At 54.2% G+C, this 16,157-nt stretch carries 13 protein-coding genes; 9 read left to right on the forward strand and 4 right to left on the reverse strand.

The features are described from left to right. Positions 1 to 20 precede the first annotated feature (20 nt). Positions 21 to 887 (forward strand): 4-hydroxybenzoate octaprenyltransferase, encoded by an 867-nt coding sequence (gene ubiA, locus M2403_RS18250; RefSeq protein ID WP_259230581.1) that lies wholly within the window; start codon positions 21 to 23, stop codon positions 885 to 887. An 85-nt stretch (positions 888 to 972) separates the two neighbouring features. Here ubiA and plsB read toward each other — a convergent pair whose 3' ends face one another. Beyond that, on the reverse strand, positions 973 to 3,456 hold the full coding sequence (plsB, locus tag M2403_RS18255; protein WP_152327436.1) for a glycerol-3-phosphate 1-O-acyltransferase PlsB: 2,484 nt from the start codon (positions 3,454 to 3,456) through the stop codon (positions 973 to 975). A 127-nt stretch (positions 3,457 to 3,583) separates the two neighbouring features. Here plsB and M2403_RS18260 point away from each other — a divergent pair, with 127 nt between their 5' ends. The 3 genes from M2403_RS18260 (at position 3,584) to M2403_RS18270 (ending at position 5,279) form a co-directional block, all read left to right on the forward strand. Further along, positions 3,584 to 3,952, forward strand: coding sequence for a diacylglycerol kinase (locus M2403_RS18260; RefSeq protein WP_152327435.1), 369 nt, complete (start codon positions 3,584 to 3,586; stop codon positions 3,950 to 3,952). Positions 3,953 to 4,071: 119 nt separating this feature from the next. Next, on the forward strand, positions 4,072 to 4,680 hold the full coding sequence (lexA, locus tag M2403_RS18265) for a transcriptional repressor LexA (protein WP_047605531.1): 609 nt from the start codon (positions 4,072 to 4,074) through the stop codon (positions 4,678 to 4,680). A 389-nt stretch (positions 4,681 to 5,069) separates the two neighbouring features. Next, positions 5,070 to 5,279, forward strand: coding sequence for a CsbD family protein (locus M2403_RS18270; protein ID WP_101074856.1), 210 nt, complete (start codon positions 5,070 to 5,072; stop codon positions 5,277 to 5,279). 194 nt (positions 5,280 to 5,473) lie between these two features. Here M2403_RS18270 and zur read toward each other — a convergent pair whose 3' ends face one another. Both zur and M2403_RS18280 read right to left on the reverse strand, forming a co-directional pair. After that, positions 5,474 to 5,983: a zinc uptake transcriptional repressor Zur gene (gene zur, locus M2403_RS18275; protein ID WP_152327434.1), complete on the reverse strand. Its 510-nt coding sequence runs from the start codon at positions 5,981 to 5,983 to the stop codon at positions 5,474 to 5,476. A gap of 99 nt (positions 5,984 to 6,082) precedes the next feature. After that, positions 6,083 to 7,279 carry an ROK family transcriptional regulator gene (locus tag M2403_RS18280; protein ID WP_259230430.1) on the reverse strand — a complete coding sequence of 399 codons (1,197 nt, stop codon included), beginning with the start codon at positions 7,277 to 7,279 and terminating at the stop codon, positions 6,083 to 6,085. 109 nt (positions 7,280 to 7,388) lie between these two features. On the opposite strand from M2403_RS18280, the gene M2403_RS18285 reads away from it, so the two are divergent. The 5 genes from M2403_RS18285 to pspG all read left to right on the forward strand — a co-directional run bounded on the left by M2403_RS18285 (position 7,389) and on the right by pspG (position 14,597). Beyond that, a complete protein-coding gene (locus M2403_RS18285; RefSeq protein WP_259230432.1) occupies positions 7,389 to 10,643 on the forward strand; it encodes a DUF5107 domain-containing protein in 3,255 nt (1,084 codons plus the stop codon). A gap of 12 nt (positions 10,644 to 10,655) precedes the next feature. Continuing rightward, entirely contained in the window at positions 10,656 to 11,561 is a 906-nt protein-coding gene (locus M2403_RS18290; RefSeq protein WP_152327429.1) for an aldose 1-epimerase, read from the forward strand. A gap of 13 nt (positions 11,562 to 11,574) precedes the next feature. Next, positions 11,575 to 13,014, forward strand: coding sequence for a sugar porter family MFS transporter (locus tag M2403_RS18295; RefSeq protein WP_152327428.1), 1,440 nt, complete (start codon positions 11,575 to 11,577; stop codon positions 13,012 to 13,014). A gap of 107 nt (positions 13,015 to 13,121) precedes the next feature. Then, positions 13,122 to 14,168, forward strand: coding sequence for a tRNA dihydrouridine(20/20a) synthase DusA (gene dusA / locus M2403_RS18300; RefSeq protein WP_371819834.1), 1,047 nt, complete (start codon positions 13,122 to 13,124; stop codon positions 14,166 to 14,168). 192 nt (positions 14,169 to 14,360) lie between these two features. Beyond that, positions 14,361 to 14,597, forward strand: a complete 237-nt coding sequence (gene pspG / locus M2403_RS18305; RefSeq protein ID WP_152327427.1) for an envelope stress response protein PspG — start codon at positions 14,361 to 14,363, stop codon at positions 14,595 to 14,597. 379 nt (positions 14,598 to 14,976) lie between these two features. On the opposite strand, the gene M2403_RS18310 is transcribed toward pspG, so the two are convergent. After that, positions 14,977 to 15,966, reverse strand: a complete 990-nt coding sequence (locus tag M2403_RS18310; protein WP_152327426.1) for a quinone oxidoreductase — start codon at positions 15,964 to 15,966, stop codon at positions 14,977 to 14,979. Positions 15,967 to 16,157 lie beyond the last annotated feature (191 nt).

Genomic DNA, 16,157 nt, shown 5'->3' on the forward strand with positions numbered 1-16,157 from the left:
AGCAGAGAGTGTCAGGAAGTATGACTCAGGGCACATGGCGTGATTACTGCCGCCTGATGCGTATTGATAAACCGATCGGCTCGCTGTTGCTGCTGTGGCCCACATTATGGGCGCTCTGGGTGGCCGGTGGCGGAATGCCTTCGGCAAAAATTTTGCTGGTTTTCGTGCTGGGCGTGTTTTTTATGCGCGCAGCCGGTTGCGTGGTGAATGACTACGCCGACCGTAAATTTGACGGTCATGTCAAACGTACCGCGAACCGTCCGCTGCCAAGCGGTGCGATTTCCGGTAAGCAGGCGAAAATGCTTTTTGCCGGGCTGGTGCTGGTTTCGTTCCTGCTGGTTCTGCTGCTTAACCGCATGACGATTTTGCTGTCTCTTGCCGGGCTGGCGCTGGCATGGATTTATCCGTTTATGAAGCGGGTCAGCCATTTGCCTCAGGTCGTTTTAGGCGCGGCGTTTGGCTGGGCCATTCCGATGGCGTACGCGGCGGTGAGTGAAAGCGTACCGCTCAGCTGCTGGCTGATGTTTGCCGCTAATATCTGCTGGACGGTGGCGTACGACACGCAATACGCCATGGTTGACCGCGATGATGATTTGAAAATCGGTGTGAAATCGACAGCGATTCTGTTCGGTCGTTTTGACACGCTGATTATCGGCCTGCTGCAACTGGCGACGTTAATACTGATGGGCATTGTCGGCCATCTTTCCCAGCTTGGCGCGCCGTTCTACTGGTCGCTGCTGCTGGCCGCTACGCTGTTTGTGCATCAGCAAAAGCTGATTGCTAAACGCGAGCGTGACGCCTGTTTCCTGGCTTTTCGCCAGAACAACTATGTCGGACTGGTGCTGTTCCTTGGCATTCTGATGAGTTTATCTGCTTTCAGCTTCTGAGCCTTTCAGGCAATAAAAACGCCCGGTCTTTTTATAAGCCCGGGCGTTTTGCTTTATGGCGTTACCGCAATGATTTTAACGTCAATCAGTGATCGGTATCGCGCACGTCCATTTTAGGCTCAGCCGGAGGTTCTGTCGGTTGCGGCAGTTCCGAAGGCATACCTGCGCTTTCAATGGTGAGCTTGATATCCGGCGTCATCAAATCGCTGAGCATGATGTAAATCTCTCGCGTTTGCTCCTGAATCGCATCACCGCTGTCACTGATATAGCCCTCAGCGCGTAACGTGCCGACGAGCGTCGAGAACACCGCTTTGTCGAAGAATTCTGGCGCATTGATACCGTGAAGTACGGACAAACGCTGCGCCATAATCCGGCTCTCTTTTTCCAGCGCACCACGGTTGATGCTTGGATTATTGGTGAGCAGGGAGAAGGTGATCGCGTAGCGTTGCAGCGTTTCACGCACACCTGCGGCCAGCAGCTGCAACGTGCGGATACGCGCCGGGTTAAGCGTCAGTTCGTCGTCTTCCAGATGAATGATTTGCTGACGAGCCAGTTCCAGCGTCAGGACATCCAGCACCTGCGGCAGCTCTGACTTATCGAAATACATAAACAGTTCAGCTTTGAGCATCGGGTAAATCAGCTCTACCTGACGCAGCAATTCAGCACGACTCACATGGCGGTGGTGCATCACGATACTTGAAATCAGCGACGGCAGAACCAGCATATGGTGGATGTTGTTGCGGTAATACGTCATCAGCACCGCTTGTTCGCGCGGCAGAACGATGATGTCGCCGATATTGTCTTTCTCGACCTGGAACTTGTTCATGTTCAGCGCGTGATCGAGCAGCTGATCGGCGCTCAGATCAGGCACGGTCGAATCCGCGTTATAGGGTACGTTACGCAGCAATTGCAGATAGCAGTCGATTTGTTCGATCAGCTGTTCGCGGGTCAGTGAGCGCTGACGCGATGCCAGCAGCGCCGTACAACACAGGTTCATGGCATTGGCTGCCGCTGAGTTGTTGATACGCACCATGATCTGCTCTGCCAGATCCTGCACCGTTGGCGTCAGCCAGCTTGGACGTTGCGCTTCGATAGGATCGATTGCTTCACGCCAGGTCGGCACATTCTGGTTCAGGTACGTAGTCAGATGCAGCGGTTCACCGAAATTGACATAACCCTGGCCAAGGTTGCGCAGTTTGCGTAGACCATTGAGCATCTGGGTCAGGCTTTCTTTTTCTTTGGTCGCACCGCGCAATTCTTTCGCGTAGGTCCCCACTTCCATCACGTGCTCATAACCGATGTAAATCGGCACTAACGTAATCGGACGTGAACCGCCGCGCAGCATGGCCTGAATGGTCATCGCCAGCGTACCGGTTTTGGGTTCCAGCAGGCGTCCGGTGCGTGAACGACCACCTTCGACAAAGTATTCGACCGAATAACCACGGCTGAACAACTCGCCCAGATATTCACGGAAAACGGTGGAGTAGAGTTTGTTGCCTTTAAAGGTACGACGAATGAAGAACGCGCCCAGACGGCGGAAAATCGGACCGGCTGGCCAGAAATTCAGGTTGATACCGGCAGCGATATGCGGCGGCACCAGCCCCTGGTGATAGAGCACGTAAGACAACAGCAGGTAGTCCATATGACTGCGGTGGCAGGGCACATACACAATTTCCTGACCATCCAGCGCCAGCTGACGGACACGCTCAGCATTGTTGACGTTGATACCTTTATATAAGCGGTTCCACGTCCAGCTCAGCACACGGTCCGACAGACGCACGGCCTCATAAGAGAAATTCGCCGCGATTTCTTCCATCAGCGCGATAGCATTCTGCTGGGCTTTTTCATGGGAAATTTTCTTGCTGCGGGCTTCGTCTTCAATCGCTTTTTCGATGGCCTTGGAAGCCAGCAGCTTATTGAATAAATCCTGACGAGCTGGAAGGCGCGGGCCGACTGCCGCCAGACGCTGGCGGGAGAAATGCATGCGCGCCACGCGTGCCAGTTTCTGAGCGATAGTTTTGTCCGTACCGTGTTCCGTCGCCATATAGCGCAGGGAAACGGTATTAGAGAAACGAACAAAACTGTCACGTCCGAGCCACAGCACGGCGAAGAATTTCTGGATGCCATTCAGCACGCGCAGATGCGGCGTATCATCCTGACCTTCCCGGCCCGGCGCACGACCAAACATCACGGAAACTGGCAGCATCTGAATGTCTAAATCCGGATTGTTGCGATGCAAATCCAGATAGTCGTGGAACAGCTTTACGGATTCCTGCTTCGGCGTGTAATAAGAGAATACGCGCGGGCCTTCAGCAATGAAAACATGGCTTGGCAGCAGGGTTCCGTCGATTTCCAGCGGAATAAGAGGGTCGGGCAGATTCTCGGCCAGACATTGCGCACGCAACGTCAGCAAGTCTGCTTTGGAGTTATAAGGCAATACGTACAAAATCGGGCGCGTCGGGTCTAAATGCAACTCGGTAACCGGATCTGAAGGTATGACCTTGCTCTTTACCAGCAATGAGAGTGGTAAATTCAATAATGTGTAATAAAGTCTACGCCAACCTGACATAAAAACGTGAAGCCTCTTGTTAGCAATTTCGCCGCAAGGATACCAGAAAGCTCAGATGAGATCTGTGGTGATGCGATACCATATAACAGCTAAAATGCTGCAAACACTCTAAGGATCAGTACCCGAAATGGCGAACCAAGTCACCGGATTTACCCGAATTTATAAAGCAGCCGGATATTCCTGGAAAGGATTGAAAGCCGCATGGCAAAATGAAGCGGCTTTTCGCCAGGAAGCCAGCGTCGCTATCCCGCTAATTTTGTTATCTTTCTGGCTGGATGTCAGCAGTATAGAACGTATCCTGCTGATTGGCTCCGTCGTGCTGGTGTGTGTGACTGAACTGCTTAACAGCGCCATCGAATCCGCGATTGACCGCATCGGGCCTGAGTTTCACGTCCTGTCTGGACGTGCGAAAGATATTGGCTCCGCCGCCGTACTTCTGACCATCATATTGGCGATTTTTGTCTGGGTCAGCATCTTTTGGCCGCGATGGTTCTGATCTGGAACCTGTATTCCAGGAATTATCGTTATGCCCTGTTTTTATTCAATCTTAGGTTTTCATTGCCCGTTTAGCTGTATATACTCACAGCAAGACTGTATAAACAACCAGGGGGCGGAATGAAAGCTTTAACGACCAGACAACAAGAGGTCTACGACCTTATTCGCGATCATATCTCCACCACCGGTATGCCACCGACCCGCGCAGAGATTGCATCCCGTCTGGGGTTCCGTTCCCCGAACGCGGCGGAAGAACACCTGAAAGCGCTGGCGCGTAAAGGCGTTATCGAGATCGTTTCCGGTGCTTCGCGCGGTATTCGTCTGCTGATGGAAGAAGAAGAAGGTTTACCGCTGATTGGCCGCGTTGCCGCCGGTGAACCGCTGCTGGCTCAGCAGCACATCGAAGGACATTACCAGGTCGATCCGGCCATGTTTAAACCGAGTGCGGATTTCCTGCTGCGCGTCAGCGGGATGTCGATGCGTGATATCGGTATTCTGGATGGTGACCTGCTGGCAGTACACAAAACGCAGGACGTCCGTAACGGGCAGGTTGTCGTTGCGCGTATTGATGATGAAGTCACGGTCAAACGCCTGAAGAAACAGGGCAGTGTTGTTCAGCTGTTGCCTGAAAACAGCGAATTCCAGCCGATTGTGGTCGATTTGCGTGAACAGAATTTCAGCATTGAAGGTCTGGCGGTTGGCGTTATCCGCAACGGCGACTGGATCTAATCTGCGCTTAAGTTCTACGTTGCAGGTGCATTGGCCGCCTCTGACGCGCCTGTAAATATCAGTATCTCATCGCCCCGTTTTGGGGCGATATTGTTTGAAGCTGCTAATAAACTTTCCCGATAAAATCCTTTTTCTCACGTGTTATCCGCTGCGTTGCCTGTTTAGAGCAAATGCCGGATTTGCACTCTCTGTGCTCTGAATTACCGACCTTTTTCAGTCAGACAGATTCCAATTCCACGTTATATCCTGCTTTGGATTAATCCTAATAGTGGTTTTTATCCCTGTTTTGGGAAGACGAATCCGCATTCTCTACTAAGCTTTGAAGTGTTAAGGACGGGCTGCCAGCAAACGTGCAGCTCCACAACCCAAGGTAACAGGAGATATTTATCATGAATAAGGACCAAGCCGACGGTAACTGGAAGCAGTTCAAAGGGAAAGTGAAAGAACAGTGGGGTAAGCTGACTGATGACGACCTGACAGTCGTTGAAGGTAAACGTGATCAGCTGGTAGGTAAGATTCAGGAGCGATATGGCTATCAGAAGGATCAGGCCGAGAAAGAGCTCAAGGATTGGGAATCGAAAAACAAATATCACTGGTAACACGCGACTCCCCCTCGCGTATCAGTGACGTATCCTGAGTTATTGCTGCTCCTACCCGGAACACTTTCAGGATACGGGTACAAGGATGTACCCAACCTTCTACATCTTCCTTCTACACCTTAAATTATCCGTTCAGCTGCGTTAAAACCCTTCCGCTTTACGCCTTTTAAATCACATAAAAAATACCTGATTTCTCAGCGTTTTTTTACCACAATGCTGTGGTCGTGTTCGCAATGATCGTGGCTGTCGCAGGTTTCAACAACTTTGCATTCGGCACATAAGCCATGCGCTTCAACGACCGAATGACGCAACTCAAAACCAGATTCAAGCGCCAGTTTCGCCAGACGTTCTTCAATGCCGTCTGTGGTTTTTTCCGTGACCAGCCCGCAGCGGTCACAGATAAACAGCGCGGAAGTGTGGCTCGGCTCTTCGAAATGATGGCAAAGCACATAGCTGTTAGCCGATTCAACCCGATGAATAAACCCTTGTTCCAGCAGAAAATCCAGCGCCCGGTAAACCGTTGGCGGTTTGGCCTGTGGTTCGCTGACGCGCAGCAGATCCAGCAAGTCATAGGCGCTGATCGCACCGGGTTGTTGCGCCATCAGTCGCAAAACTTCCAGCCGCTGCGGTGTAAGACGAACATTGCGCTGCTGGCAAAGTTCTTCAGCTTGTGAAAGTAATTTTTCCGGATTATTCAGGGTCATAGCAACATTCTCTGAGCGCAGATTGGGATAAATAGGCCACATCATGCAGCCATTCTTAATTTTATCATGCTTCAGCCAGATCGACGAATTATGCGCCGCTCAGCCCGCCATACCTTCCAGCGCTTTTTCCACATACAGGTAACCAATACCCATAATTTGCTGCTCGCGGCTTAGCGTGCCGGGCGCAATGTGTGTCGCCTGCGTTTTGACATGATCGGTTCTGTCAAACGGGTTCAGCCCGCTCTGTGCGCGGACGGCGTTCAGCCAGACGTCGCCGAATCCGCAACTGCGACCGTACAGATAAATACGGTTAATGTTCAAAATATTGAGGAAATTATACAGGCTCAGCCCCAGCGCCCGCGCCCCCTCCATCACCTGCGCGCAAAGTGCCGCGTCGCCCTGATGAAACCAGTCAATCAGCTCCTGCGTGCCCGGTGTGCGTGGTGGCTGCAAAGGATTCTCTGTCACGATAAGCTGCCGGGCTTTTTTCTTCAGCGCCGACAGCGAAGCCAGCGTTTCCAGGCAACCGTAGCGACCACAGGCGCAGCGGCTGCCCTGCGGATCGACAATCGTGTGCCCGAGTTGCCCGCTGCCAAAAAGGCTGCCGCGATAAATCTGCTGATTGATCACGAAAGAAGATCCGATGCCGTAATCGACGTTGATCACGCAAAAATCATGCTGGTCGTTCGCGTGCTGCCACTTCTCGGCCAGCGCCAGCATGATGCAGTCGTTATCCATCAGAATTTCGGTTTGCAGCTTCTCTTCGAGCAAATATTTAATCTCGATTTCGCCGGTCCACGGTGCCTGCGGCATGCGCTGAGACACGCCGGTAGTCGGATTCACCTGCCCGTGGATCGCCAGCGCCAGCCGGATTTTGAGGCCGGGGAATTTCTTCCGATACTGATGAAAACAGGCTTCGATCTGCGCCAGCATCGCTTCCGGCGTTTTGACCGCAATATCCGTCAGCTGGTAGCCGCTCAGCGGCAAAATCAGCCGGTTCACCAGAATGCTCTCGATGCGATAAGGCGTGATGTTCATGCACAAGATCGTGCTGTCATCCGTGGCGACCTGATAACTTCCGCCGCCAAGCCCGCGGGAATGCAAATTCACCGGATTATGGGTGATCAGTCCATCGTTTTGCAGATCATCAAGGATCTTGCTGATCGCCGGGATCGACAGATGTGAAAGCCGCGACAGCGTTGATTTACTGGTATTTTTCTCCCGGTAAAGCAACGTCATCAGCACCTGCTTATTAAACTGACGTACCCGCAGATTGTTCAATCCTTCCAGCGGCATTTACTAAACCCCGTTTACTGAATTGCGTGACCGTAGCGGATCCGCGTCTTTTGTACGTTGCGTAGACTCTCGAAATTGATATTTCGGTATGACGTATTGAGGACAAATCATGAGCGGAACAGTAAAAGTCTGGCAGGAAGCGGTGGATTTACCGACCTGGTTAACAGGGAAACAGGACACGCACCCGATGTTTCTGGCGCACCGGGTGTATCAGGGCTCGTCCGGCGCGGTCTATCCGTACGGCGTGACCGATACGCTGACCGGTGAGAAAGTCATGAAAACCTATCAGGCGCTGTATCTGGAAAATGATTATATCAAAATCATGCTGTTACCCGAGCTTGGCGGGCGTGTACATCGCGCCTGGGACAAAGTAAAACAGCGTGATTTTGTCTATTACAACGAAGTCGTGAAACCGGCACTGGTCGGCTTGCTCGGGCCGTGGATTTCCGGCGGCATTGAATTTAACTGGCCGCAACATCACCGCCCGACCACTTTTATGCCTATAGACTTCACGATTGCAGAGCAGGAAAACGGCGCGAAAACGGTCTGGATGGGTGAAGTTGAGCCGATGCGCGGTTTGCAGGTGATGACCGGTTTCACGGTGTATCCGGACAAAGCGTTGCTGGAAATCAGCGCGAAAATTTATAACGGCAACCCGACGCCGCGCCACTTCCTGTGGTGGGCGAACCCCGCGGTCACCGGCGGCGACGGTCATCAGAGCGTATTCCCGCCGGACGTCACCGCGGTTTTCGATCACGGCAAACGCGACGTCTCGTCATTCCCGATAGCCACCGGCACTTACTATAAAGTGGATTACTCGGCAGGCACCGATATCTCGCGCTACAAAAACATCCCGGTGCCGACTTCATACATGGCGGATAAATCTGACTACGACTTTGTCGGCGCGTATGACCACGATCAGCAGGGCGGATTACTGCACATCGCCGACCATCATGTTTCGCCGGGCAAAAAACAGTGGACGTGGGGGAACTGCGATTTTGGCCGTGCGTGGGACAGAAATCTCACTGACAACAACGGGCCGTACATCGAACTGATGACCGGCGTCTTCACCGATAATCAGCCGGACTTCACCTGGCTGGATGCATATGAAGAGAAATGTTTTGTGCAAAACTTCCTGCCTTACAGCGGGTTAGGTACGGTGCAGAATGCTTCTGAGCAGGCAGTAGTTAAGCTTGAACGTCACGGAGATACACTCAAGTGGGGCGTGTACGCCGTCAGTCCGTTGCAGGCCGCACGACTGGAAATCGCCGGTGAGAAGGACAGCGAACTTCTGCTCGAAGACGCGATAAACCTGCAACCGGGCGAAGTGATTCAGGGCGAGCTGCGCGGCGAATTCCCGGCGCGCCTGCGGTTACGTTTGCTGGATAAACAGGGTGCTGAATTGCTGACCTATCAGGAGCATCAGGCCGAAGAAATGCCGCTGCCCTCGCCGGCAACCGCACCGTTGCCTGCGGCGGAGGTTACTTCTGCCGATGAAGCCTGGTTTATCGGCCAGCATCTTGAGCAGTATAACCACGCTAGTCAGGGCGCAGAGAACTACTACCGGCGCGGCGTGGCGCTGGATCCGCTGAATTATCGCTGCAATCTGGCGCTGGCGACGCTGGAATACAACCGGGCGAATTTTTCTCAGGCTGTCACTCTGGCGGATGCCGCACTGAGCCGTGCGCACCGGCTGAATAAGAATCCGCAATGCGGCCTGGCGAGCCTGATCCGCGCCAGTGCGCTGGCACAAACCGACGATTTTGATGCCGCGTTTGACGGTTATTACCGTGCAGTGTGGAGCGGTAACGCCAAACCGGGCGGGTACTTCGGGCTGGCGCAGATTGCGACCCGCCGCCAGCAGTTCACGCAGGCGCTGAATTTCTGTGAGCAGGGGCTGGCGACGCAGGCTAATCATTACGGGCTGATTGGCCTGAAAGCTCTGTTGCTGTGCCTCAGCGGGCAGGATGCGCGTCCGTTTATCGACACACATTTGCAGCAATATCCGCTTCACTACCTTCTGCATTTTTTACGCTATCACCTTGCGCCGGACACCGGCGCTGCGACTGAACTGCACCGTGTTACCGGGCGTCGTGGTGAAAATGCCATGAATATCGCGATGCAACTCAAGGAGTGCGGGCAGGATTTGCTGGCGCGGGAAGCCCTGCGCGTGCTCGACAGTCAGGAAACACTGCCGCTGTATTTGCGTGCGAGCCTTGAGGACGAAGGGCGCGAAGCCTTGTGTCAGGCAGCGCGGCGCGTTTTCCCGGACAGGGTTCGTTTCCCGCAATGGCTGGCGGAAGTTCGCCTGCTGGGTGCATTCCCCGATGACGCCTTTGCCCTGCATCTTCTGGCCTCTTTCCATTACAGCAAAGGCAATACCTCTGCCGCCGTGACCTGCTGGCAGCGCTGTCTGACGCTTGAACCAGACTTCGCCGATGCATGGCGTGGGCTGGGAATTTATGCGTGGAACCACCAGCACGATGCCGCCGAAGCGCGCCGCTGTCTTGAAGAAGCCTGTCGGTTACAGCCGCAGGATGCGCGTTTGTTATTTGAATCTGATTTGCTGAACCGGCTGGCCGGTGTCCCGCCGCAAATCCGTCTCGCGCGGCTGGAGAAGTTACTGCCGGTGGCGACACAACGTGACGATCTGACCGCCGAATTGCTCGGCCTGTATAACCTCAGCGGTCAGTTACAGCCCGCGAAAGCGCTTCTGGCCGACCGGCAGTTCCATCCGTGGGAAGGTGGCGAAGGGCGGATCACCGGACAATATCTGATAAATAAACAGCTGCTGGCCTTTGAAGCGCTGAATGCCGGAAACGCAGTTGCAGCGCAGGCTTTGCTGCTGTCGGCGCTGGAATATCCGCATAACCTCAGCGAAGGGCGGCTGGTCGGGCAGACCGACAATGACATCTGTTTCTGGCTGGGCGTCTGCGCGCAAAAACTACAGCAGCATAAGCAGGCGCAGGCGTGGTTTGAGCGCGCGGCGGCCGGTGATAAAGGCATGGGCGAGCGGCGCTATTACAACGATCAGCCGGTCGATTATCTGTTCTATCAGGGAATGGCGCTGCGCAAACTTAACGATCCGGCGCAGAGTCGTCAGGTCTTCACGCAGATGCTGGAATGGGCCGCCAGTGCGGAAACACAGCCGGTCACCGACGACTTCTTTGCTGTGTCATTGCCGGATTTGGTGGTGCTGACCGGCGACCGTCAGAAAGACCATCGCATCCACTGTTTGCTGGTGAAAGCGCTGGCGCTGCGCGGGCTGAACGACGACGGTTCCGATGATGTGCTGCAACAGATTTTTGCGCTGGATCCGTCCTGTGCGAAAGCGCATCTCTTCTCGCAACTGCCTGACTGTTAACCGGAGAAAATCATGCCGCTCTGTTCTCTGGAAAACCACCATCTTGCGCTGACTGTGTCGTCTTCGGGCGGTACGATTTTACAGCTTAGCGCAAGACGCTCCGGCGGGGATTTTCCGCTGCTGCGCCCGGCCATGCTCAGTGACGAAACACCCGCGGCGCAGTCTGCGTGTTTTCCGCTGGTGCCGTTCGGCAACCGGCTGAAAGGGAATGCGTTCAGCTTTGAAGGGAAAACGTACCGTTTGTCGCCCAATACCGCCGATGCGCATTACCTGCACGGCGATGGCTGGCTGGCGGAGTGGGACTGTATTTTGCAGGGCGCGGAGTCAATGACCCTGGCTTTTGAGCATCACAGCGACAGCTATTGTTATCGCGCCGAACAGCGTTTTTTGCTCGCCGGCGACCGGCTGGAGGTGACGATGACCGTCACCAATCTGGCCGATTATGCACTGCCTTTCGGGCTGGGCTGGCATCCGTTTTTCCCGCTGACGGCGTCCGCCCGTTTGCAGGCTGTCGCTTCGGGTTACTGGCAGGAAGAGGCGCAATGTGTGGCGGGGAAACATCATCAAAATTTGCCCGCTGATCTGGATTTTTGTACATCCCAGCCCTTGCCGCGCCGCTGGGTGAATAATGGATTTTCCGGCTGGAATGGTTCGGCTGATATCGTCTGGCCGGATGCCGGACAGCAATTACGGCTGACCACTCAACCGGCCTGCCCGGTGTATTTCCTGTTTATGTCAGATACCCGTTTCGACCCCGGCTATCAGCACGATTTTTTCTGCATTGAACCCATGACCCATGCGGCAAATGACCATCATTTGCCGGGCGGTGGCTCGCTGACGGTTTTATCTCCGGGCGCTCACCTGACACAGCAAATGTCGCTGCAGTGTATTGCACTGTGCGGCGACGAACATGCCTGAATGAGGAATGATTATGTCTGACTCACAAGCTTTGAATATGCCCTACGTATGGATGATTTGCCTGGTGGCTGCCTGCGGCGGCTTGCTGTTTGGTTATGACTGGGTGGTGATCGGGGGAGCCAAGCCTTTTTACGAGGCGTATTTTGGCATCACCGACGCCGCGATGTCCGGCTGGGCGATGAGCTCCGCCTTGCTGGGCTGCGTGCTGGGCGCCGCGGTTTCCGGTTCGCTTTCTGATCGGTTTGGCCGTCGCCTGCCGCTGATTATCGCTGCGGTCTTATTTACCGCTTCCGGTATCGGCACGGCACTGGCATTCAGTTTCGACTCCTTTGTTTTCTGGCGTATTGCGGGCGGTGTCGGTATCGGTCTGGCCTCCGCGCTGGCACCGGTTTACATCGCCGAAATCAGCCCGGCAGAAAAACGCGGCCGCTTTGTCGCCGTCAATCAGCTGACCATTGTGCTCGGCGTTCTGGCCGCACAACTGATTAACCTGATGATTGCTGAACCCGTGGCGTCTGCCGCCGCGCAGGCCGATATTTTGCAAAGCTGGAACGGACAAACCGGCTGGCGCTACATGTTTGGTGCGGAAGCCATTCCGGCGGCAGTCTTTTTAGTGCTGATGTTTGTGGTGCCTGAATCCCCGCGCTGGCTGGCGAAAGCGAACCGTTATGCGCAGGCCGAAAAGGTTTTGGGCCGCATCGGTTCTGCCGGATATGCGCGTTCAACGCTGGCGGATATCCGCCGTTCTCTCGGTTCTGAAAGCCAGAAAGTGCCGTTCTCGGCGCTGTGGGAACCGCGCGTCCGACCGATTGTGCTGATGGGTATTGTGCTGGCTGTTTTCCAGCAGTGGTGCGGCATCAATGTGATATTCAACTATGCGCAGGAGATTTTTGCGTCTGCCGGATTTGATATCAACGACACGCTGAAATCGATTGTCGCCACCGGCCTCATCAACCTGATTTTCACGCTGCTGGCGTTGCCGCTGGTGGACAAAATCGGGCGTCGCCGTCTGATGCAGCTCGGTTCAGCGGGCCTGACCGTGATTTATATTCTGATCGGGCTGGCCTACACCTTTGGCGTGATGGGATTACCGGTGTTGCTGCTTGTGCTGGTGGCCATCGCGATTTACGCCATGACGCTCGCGCCGGTAACCTGGGTATTGTTGTCTGAAATCTTCCCGAACCGTGTGCGCGGCAACGCTATGGCGGTCGGTACGCTGGCACTCTGGATTGCCTGTTTCTTCCTGACGTATACCTTCCCGCTGATGAACGCGGCGCTGGGCGCGGCGGGCAGCTTCTTTATCTACGCGGTGATTTGTCTGGCGGGCTGGATTTTCATTCAATGCAAAGTGCCGGAAACGCGCGGTGTCACGCTGGAAGTGCTGGAGCAGCGTCTGAGCCGTACCGCTGCAGAGCGAAAAACCGACGATGCGGCCGTGTCGCAAAGCCGCTAAACCGGGCAAGATGCCGAATGTTTGTTCTGTGGTATAATCAGCGATTAACTTCCCTCTGGCCGCCGTGCCGGAGGGAGCGCCATGAACCCTCAGCGAATGTCAGGCCGATGTCAGAAACTCAACACGCAATGCCCCAAAACGCCATGTCCACAACCCAGCCATATTCCGCTCAGCGTTTTTCCGTTGCGCCTATGCTCGACTGGACCGACCGACACTGTCGCCATTTCCACCGACTGATGACTGGCCAGACATTGCTGTACACCGAAATGGTCACTACCGGCGCGATTATTCATGGCAAAGGTGATTATCTGGGCTTTGGTAATGAAGAACATCCGGTGTCTTTGCAGCTGGGCGGCAGCAATCCGGCCGATCTGGCGCACTGCGCGAAGCTGGCAGAAGAACGCGGCTATGACGAGATCAACCTGAACGTCGGTTGTCCGTCGGATCGTGTGCAGAACGGTATGTTCGGTGCCTGCCTGATGGGTCAGGCGTCGCTGGTGGCGGACTGCATTAAAGCGATGCGCGATGTGGTGTCGATTCCGGTCACTGTCAAAACCCGCATCGGGATTGACGATCAGGACAGCTACGAATTCCTCTGCGATTTCATCCGTCAGGTGTCTGAAAACGGCGGCTGCGATACCTTTATCATTCATGCCCGTAAAGCCTGGCTTTCCGGCCTGAGCCCGAAAGAAAACCGTGAAATCCCGCCGCTGGATTACCCGCGTGTTTATCAGCTCAAGCGTGATTTCTCTCATCTGACGATGGCGATTAACGGCGGCATCAAAACGCTGGAAGAAGCCAAAACGCATCTGCAACATATGGACGGCGTGATGGTGGGCCGCGAAGCTTATCAGAATCCCGGCATGTTGCTGAATGTGGATCGCGAGCTTTTTGGTTCCGACGCGCCGCTGAAAACCGGGCCGGATATTATCCGCGCACTGTATCCGTATATCGAAGCGGAGCTCAGCAAAGGCACGTATCTCGGCCACATTACCCGCCATATTCTGGGCCTGTTCCAGGGCGTGCCGGGCGCGCGTCAGTTCCGCCGTCATCTCAGCGAAAACGCGCATAAAGCGGGCGCCGGCATCGACGTGGTTGAACAGGCATTGCAGATGGTTGCTCAGCAGCAGGCAATGGCAGCGGAGCAGGCATAAAAACAGCGTGATAAAATTCACTATCTGTTAGTCAAACTCACTATCTTTTCGCAGGCCGTTTGTGCCTGCGGATTATTTTATCCTTTATATTCAATCAATTATTTATCCCCTCACACTGGCACGTTTCTTGTAATAGCTTAACCGTGTTCTGACATCACGTCTTATTGCACATGGCTTATTAAGGAGCACCCGATGCTGGAAATTCTCTTCGTGCTTGGTTTTTTCTTTATGCTGATGCTGACCGGCATTTCCCTGCTGGGCATGGTGGCAGCGCTGATCGTGGCATTTGGTCTGATGATGTTGGGCGGCTTCTTTGTGATTGTTATTAAAATGTTGCCGTGGCTGATTTTAGCGGTCGCTGCCGTCTGGATTTACCGGACATTTATCCGGCCTGACGAACCAAAATATCGCCGTCGCCGCCTGCCATAAAAAATTCGCAAGATAAGTCGTTTTCATAACTTCATGAAATAGAAAAGGTTGATGGCGGCGTTTTGAGCACAAAAAAATGTAAACGTTACATCTATAACTTTTACTTATGTGCTAGCGATCACAAGCTGGATCAGAATGTGCGGTCGAAATGCATAAATCATATTTTTTAACATGGGTGACTGTTAGGATGGAATTCATACGTGGTCAGCAGGCCGCAAACTGAATTCATCAAGTCCGGTGAGGCACACAATAGTCACACAAGTGACACCGCCCTCCGGATTTACCCGGCAGTACCCTACAGCAGTACCCGTCTGAACTCAGAGGTCGTCTGTATCAGGCAGTAAAAAAGGCTTCCATCCGGAAGCCTTTTTTGCGTCTGTTACTTCCCCGGGATCAGCAGGCTTGAGCCTTGCGTGATGCGGCTTTCCAGCGTTTCGTGGGCGCGTTTAGCTTCGGAGAGCGGGAATTTCTGCGCGTCGCTGACGTCCACTTTTATCGCGCCGCTGGCAATCAGCGAAAACAGCTCGCCGCTGGCCTGGGCCAGTTCTTCGCGATTGGTTACGTAGCCATTAAGCGAAGGGCGCGTGACGAAAAGCGAACCTTTCTGATTCAGGATCGCCAGATCCACGCCTTTCACCGGCCCGGACGCATTCCCAAAGCTCACCAGCAAACCGCGGCGCTTCAGGCTGTTCAGGGATTTTTCGAAGGTGTCTTTGCCGACAGAATCATAAACCACGCCGACTTTCTCGCCGTTGGTCAGTTCGGCCACGCGGGTGGCGATATCTTCTTTCTGATAGTTAATCGTCGCCCAGGCACCGGCTTCTTTGGCGCGAGCGGCTTTTTCATCAGAACCGACAGTCCCGATCAGTTTTACGCCCAGCGCTTTTGCCCACTGGCTGGCAATCAGCCCGACACCGCCTGCGGCAGCGTGGAACAAAATGGTTTCGCCCGCCTGCACTTCATACGTCTGGCGCAGTAAATAGTAAACCGTCAGCCCTTTCAGGAACGACGCCGCCGCCTGTTCAAAGCTGATGGCATCCGGCAGCAGGGCGATTTTCTCCTGCGGAACGTTATGGATTTCGCTGTAAGCGCCGAGCGCTGACTGCGCATACACCACGCGGTCGCCAGGTTTAATGCCGGTCACGTCGCTGCCGATTTTGGTGACAACGCCTGCCGCTTCGGTACCCAAACCGGCGGGGAAACTGGCTGGTGGATACAAACCGCTGCGCACATAGGTATCGATGTAGTTAATACCAATGGCTTTGTTCTCAACCTGAACTTCACCGGCCTTAGGTTCTTGTGGCTGATAATCAACGTATTGCAGAACGTCAGGTGTACCTGTTTCAGAAAACTGGATGCGCTTTGCCATGTTTTTCCCTCGTGATGGAGTCTGATTTCAACCCTAGGCTAAATGGCCGGGACAATCCAGATTTTAGGCACAGCCGGTTAATACCCTTTTGAAATGAGACATGACAACCTATACTAACGCGCACGTTGCGCTTCTGATTTTCGGAAGTCCGACGCTCATAAAACAGGCGCTTACAGCAGGAACAAATCCAC

This window comes from Rahnella sp. BIGb0603 (assembly GCF_024808755.1).
Taxonomy (GTDB): domain Bacteria; phylum Pseudomonadota; class Gammaproteobacteria; order Enterobacterales; family Enterobacteriaceae; genus Rahnella; species Rahnella contaminans.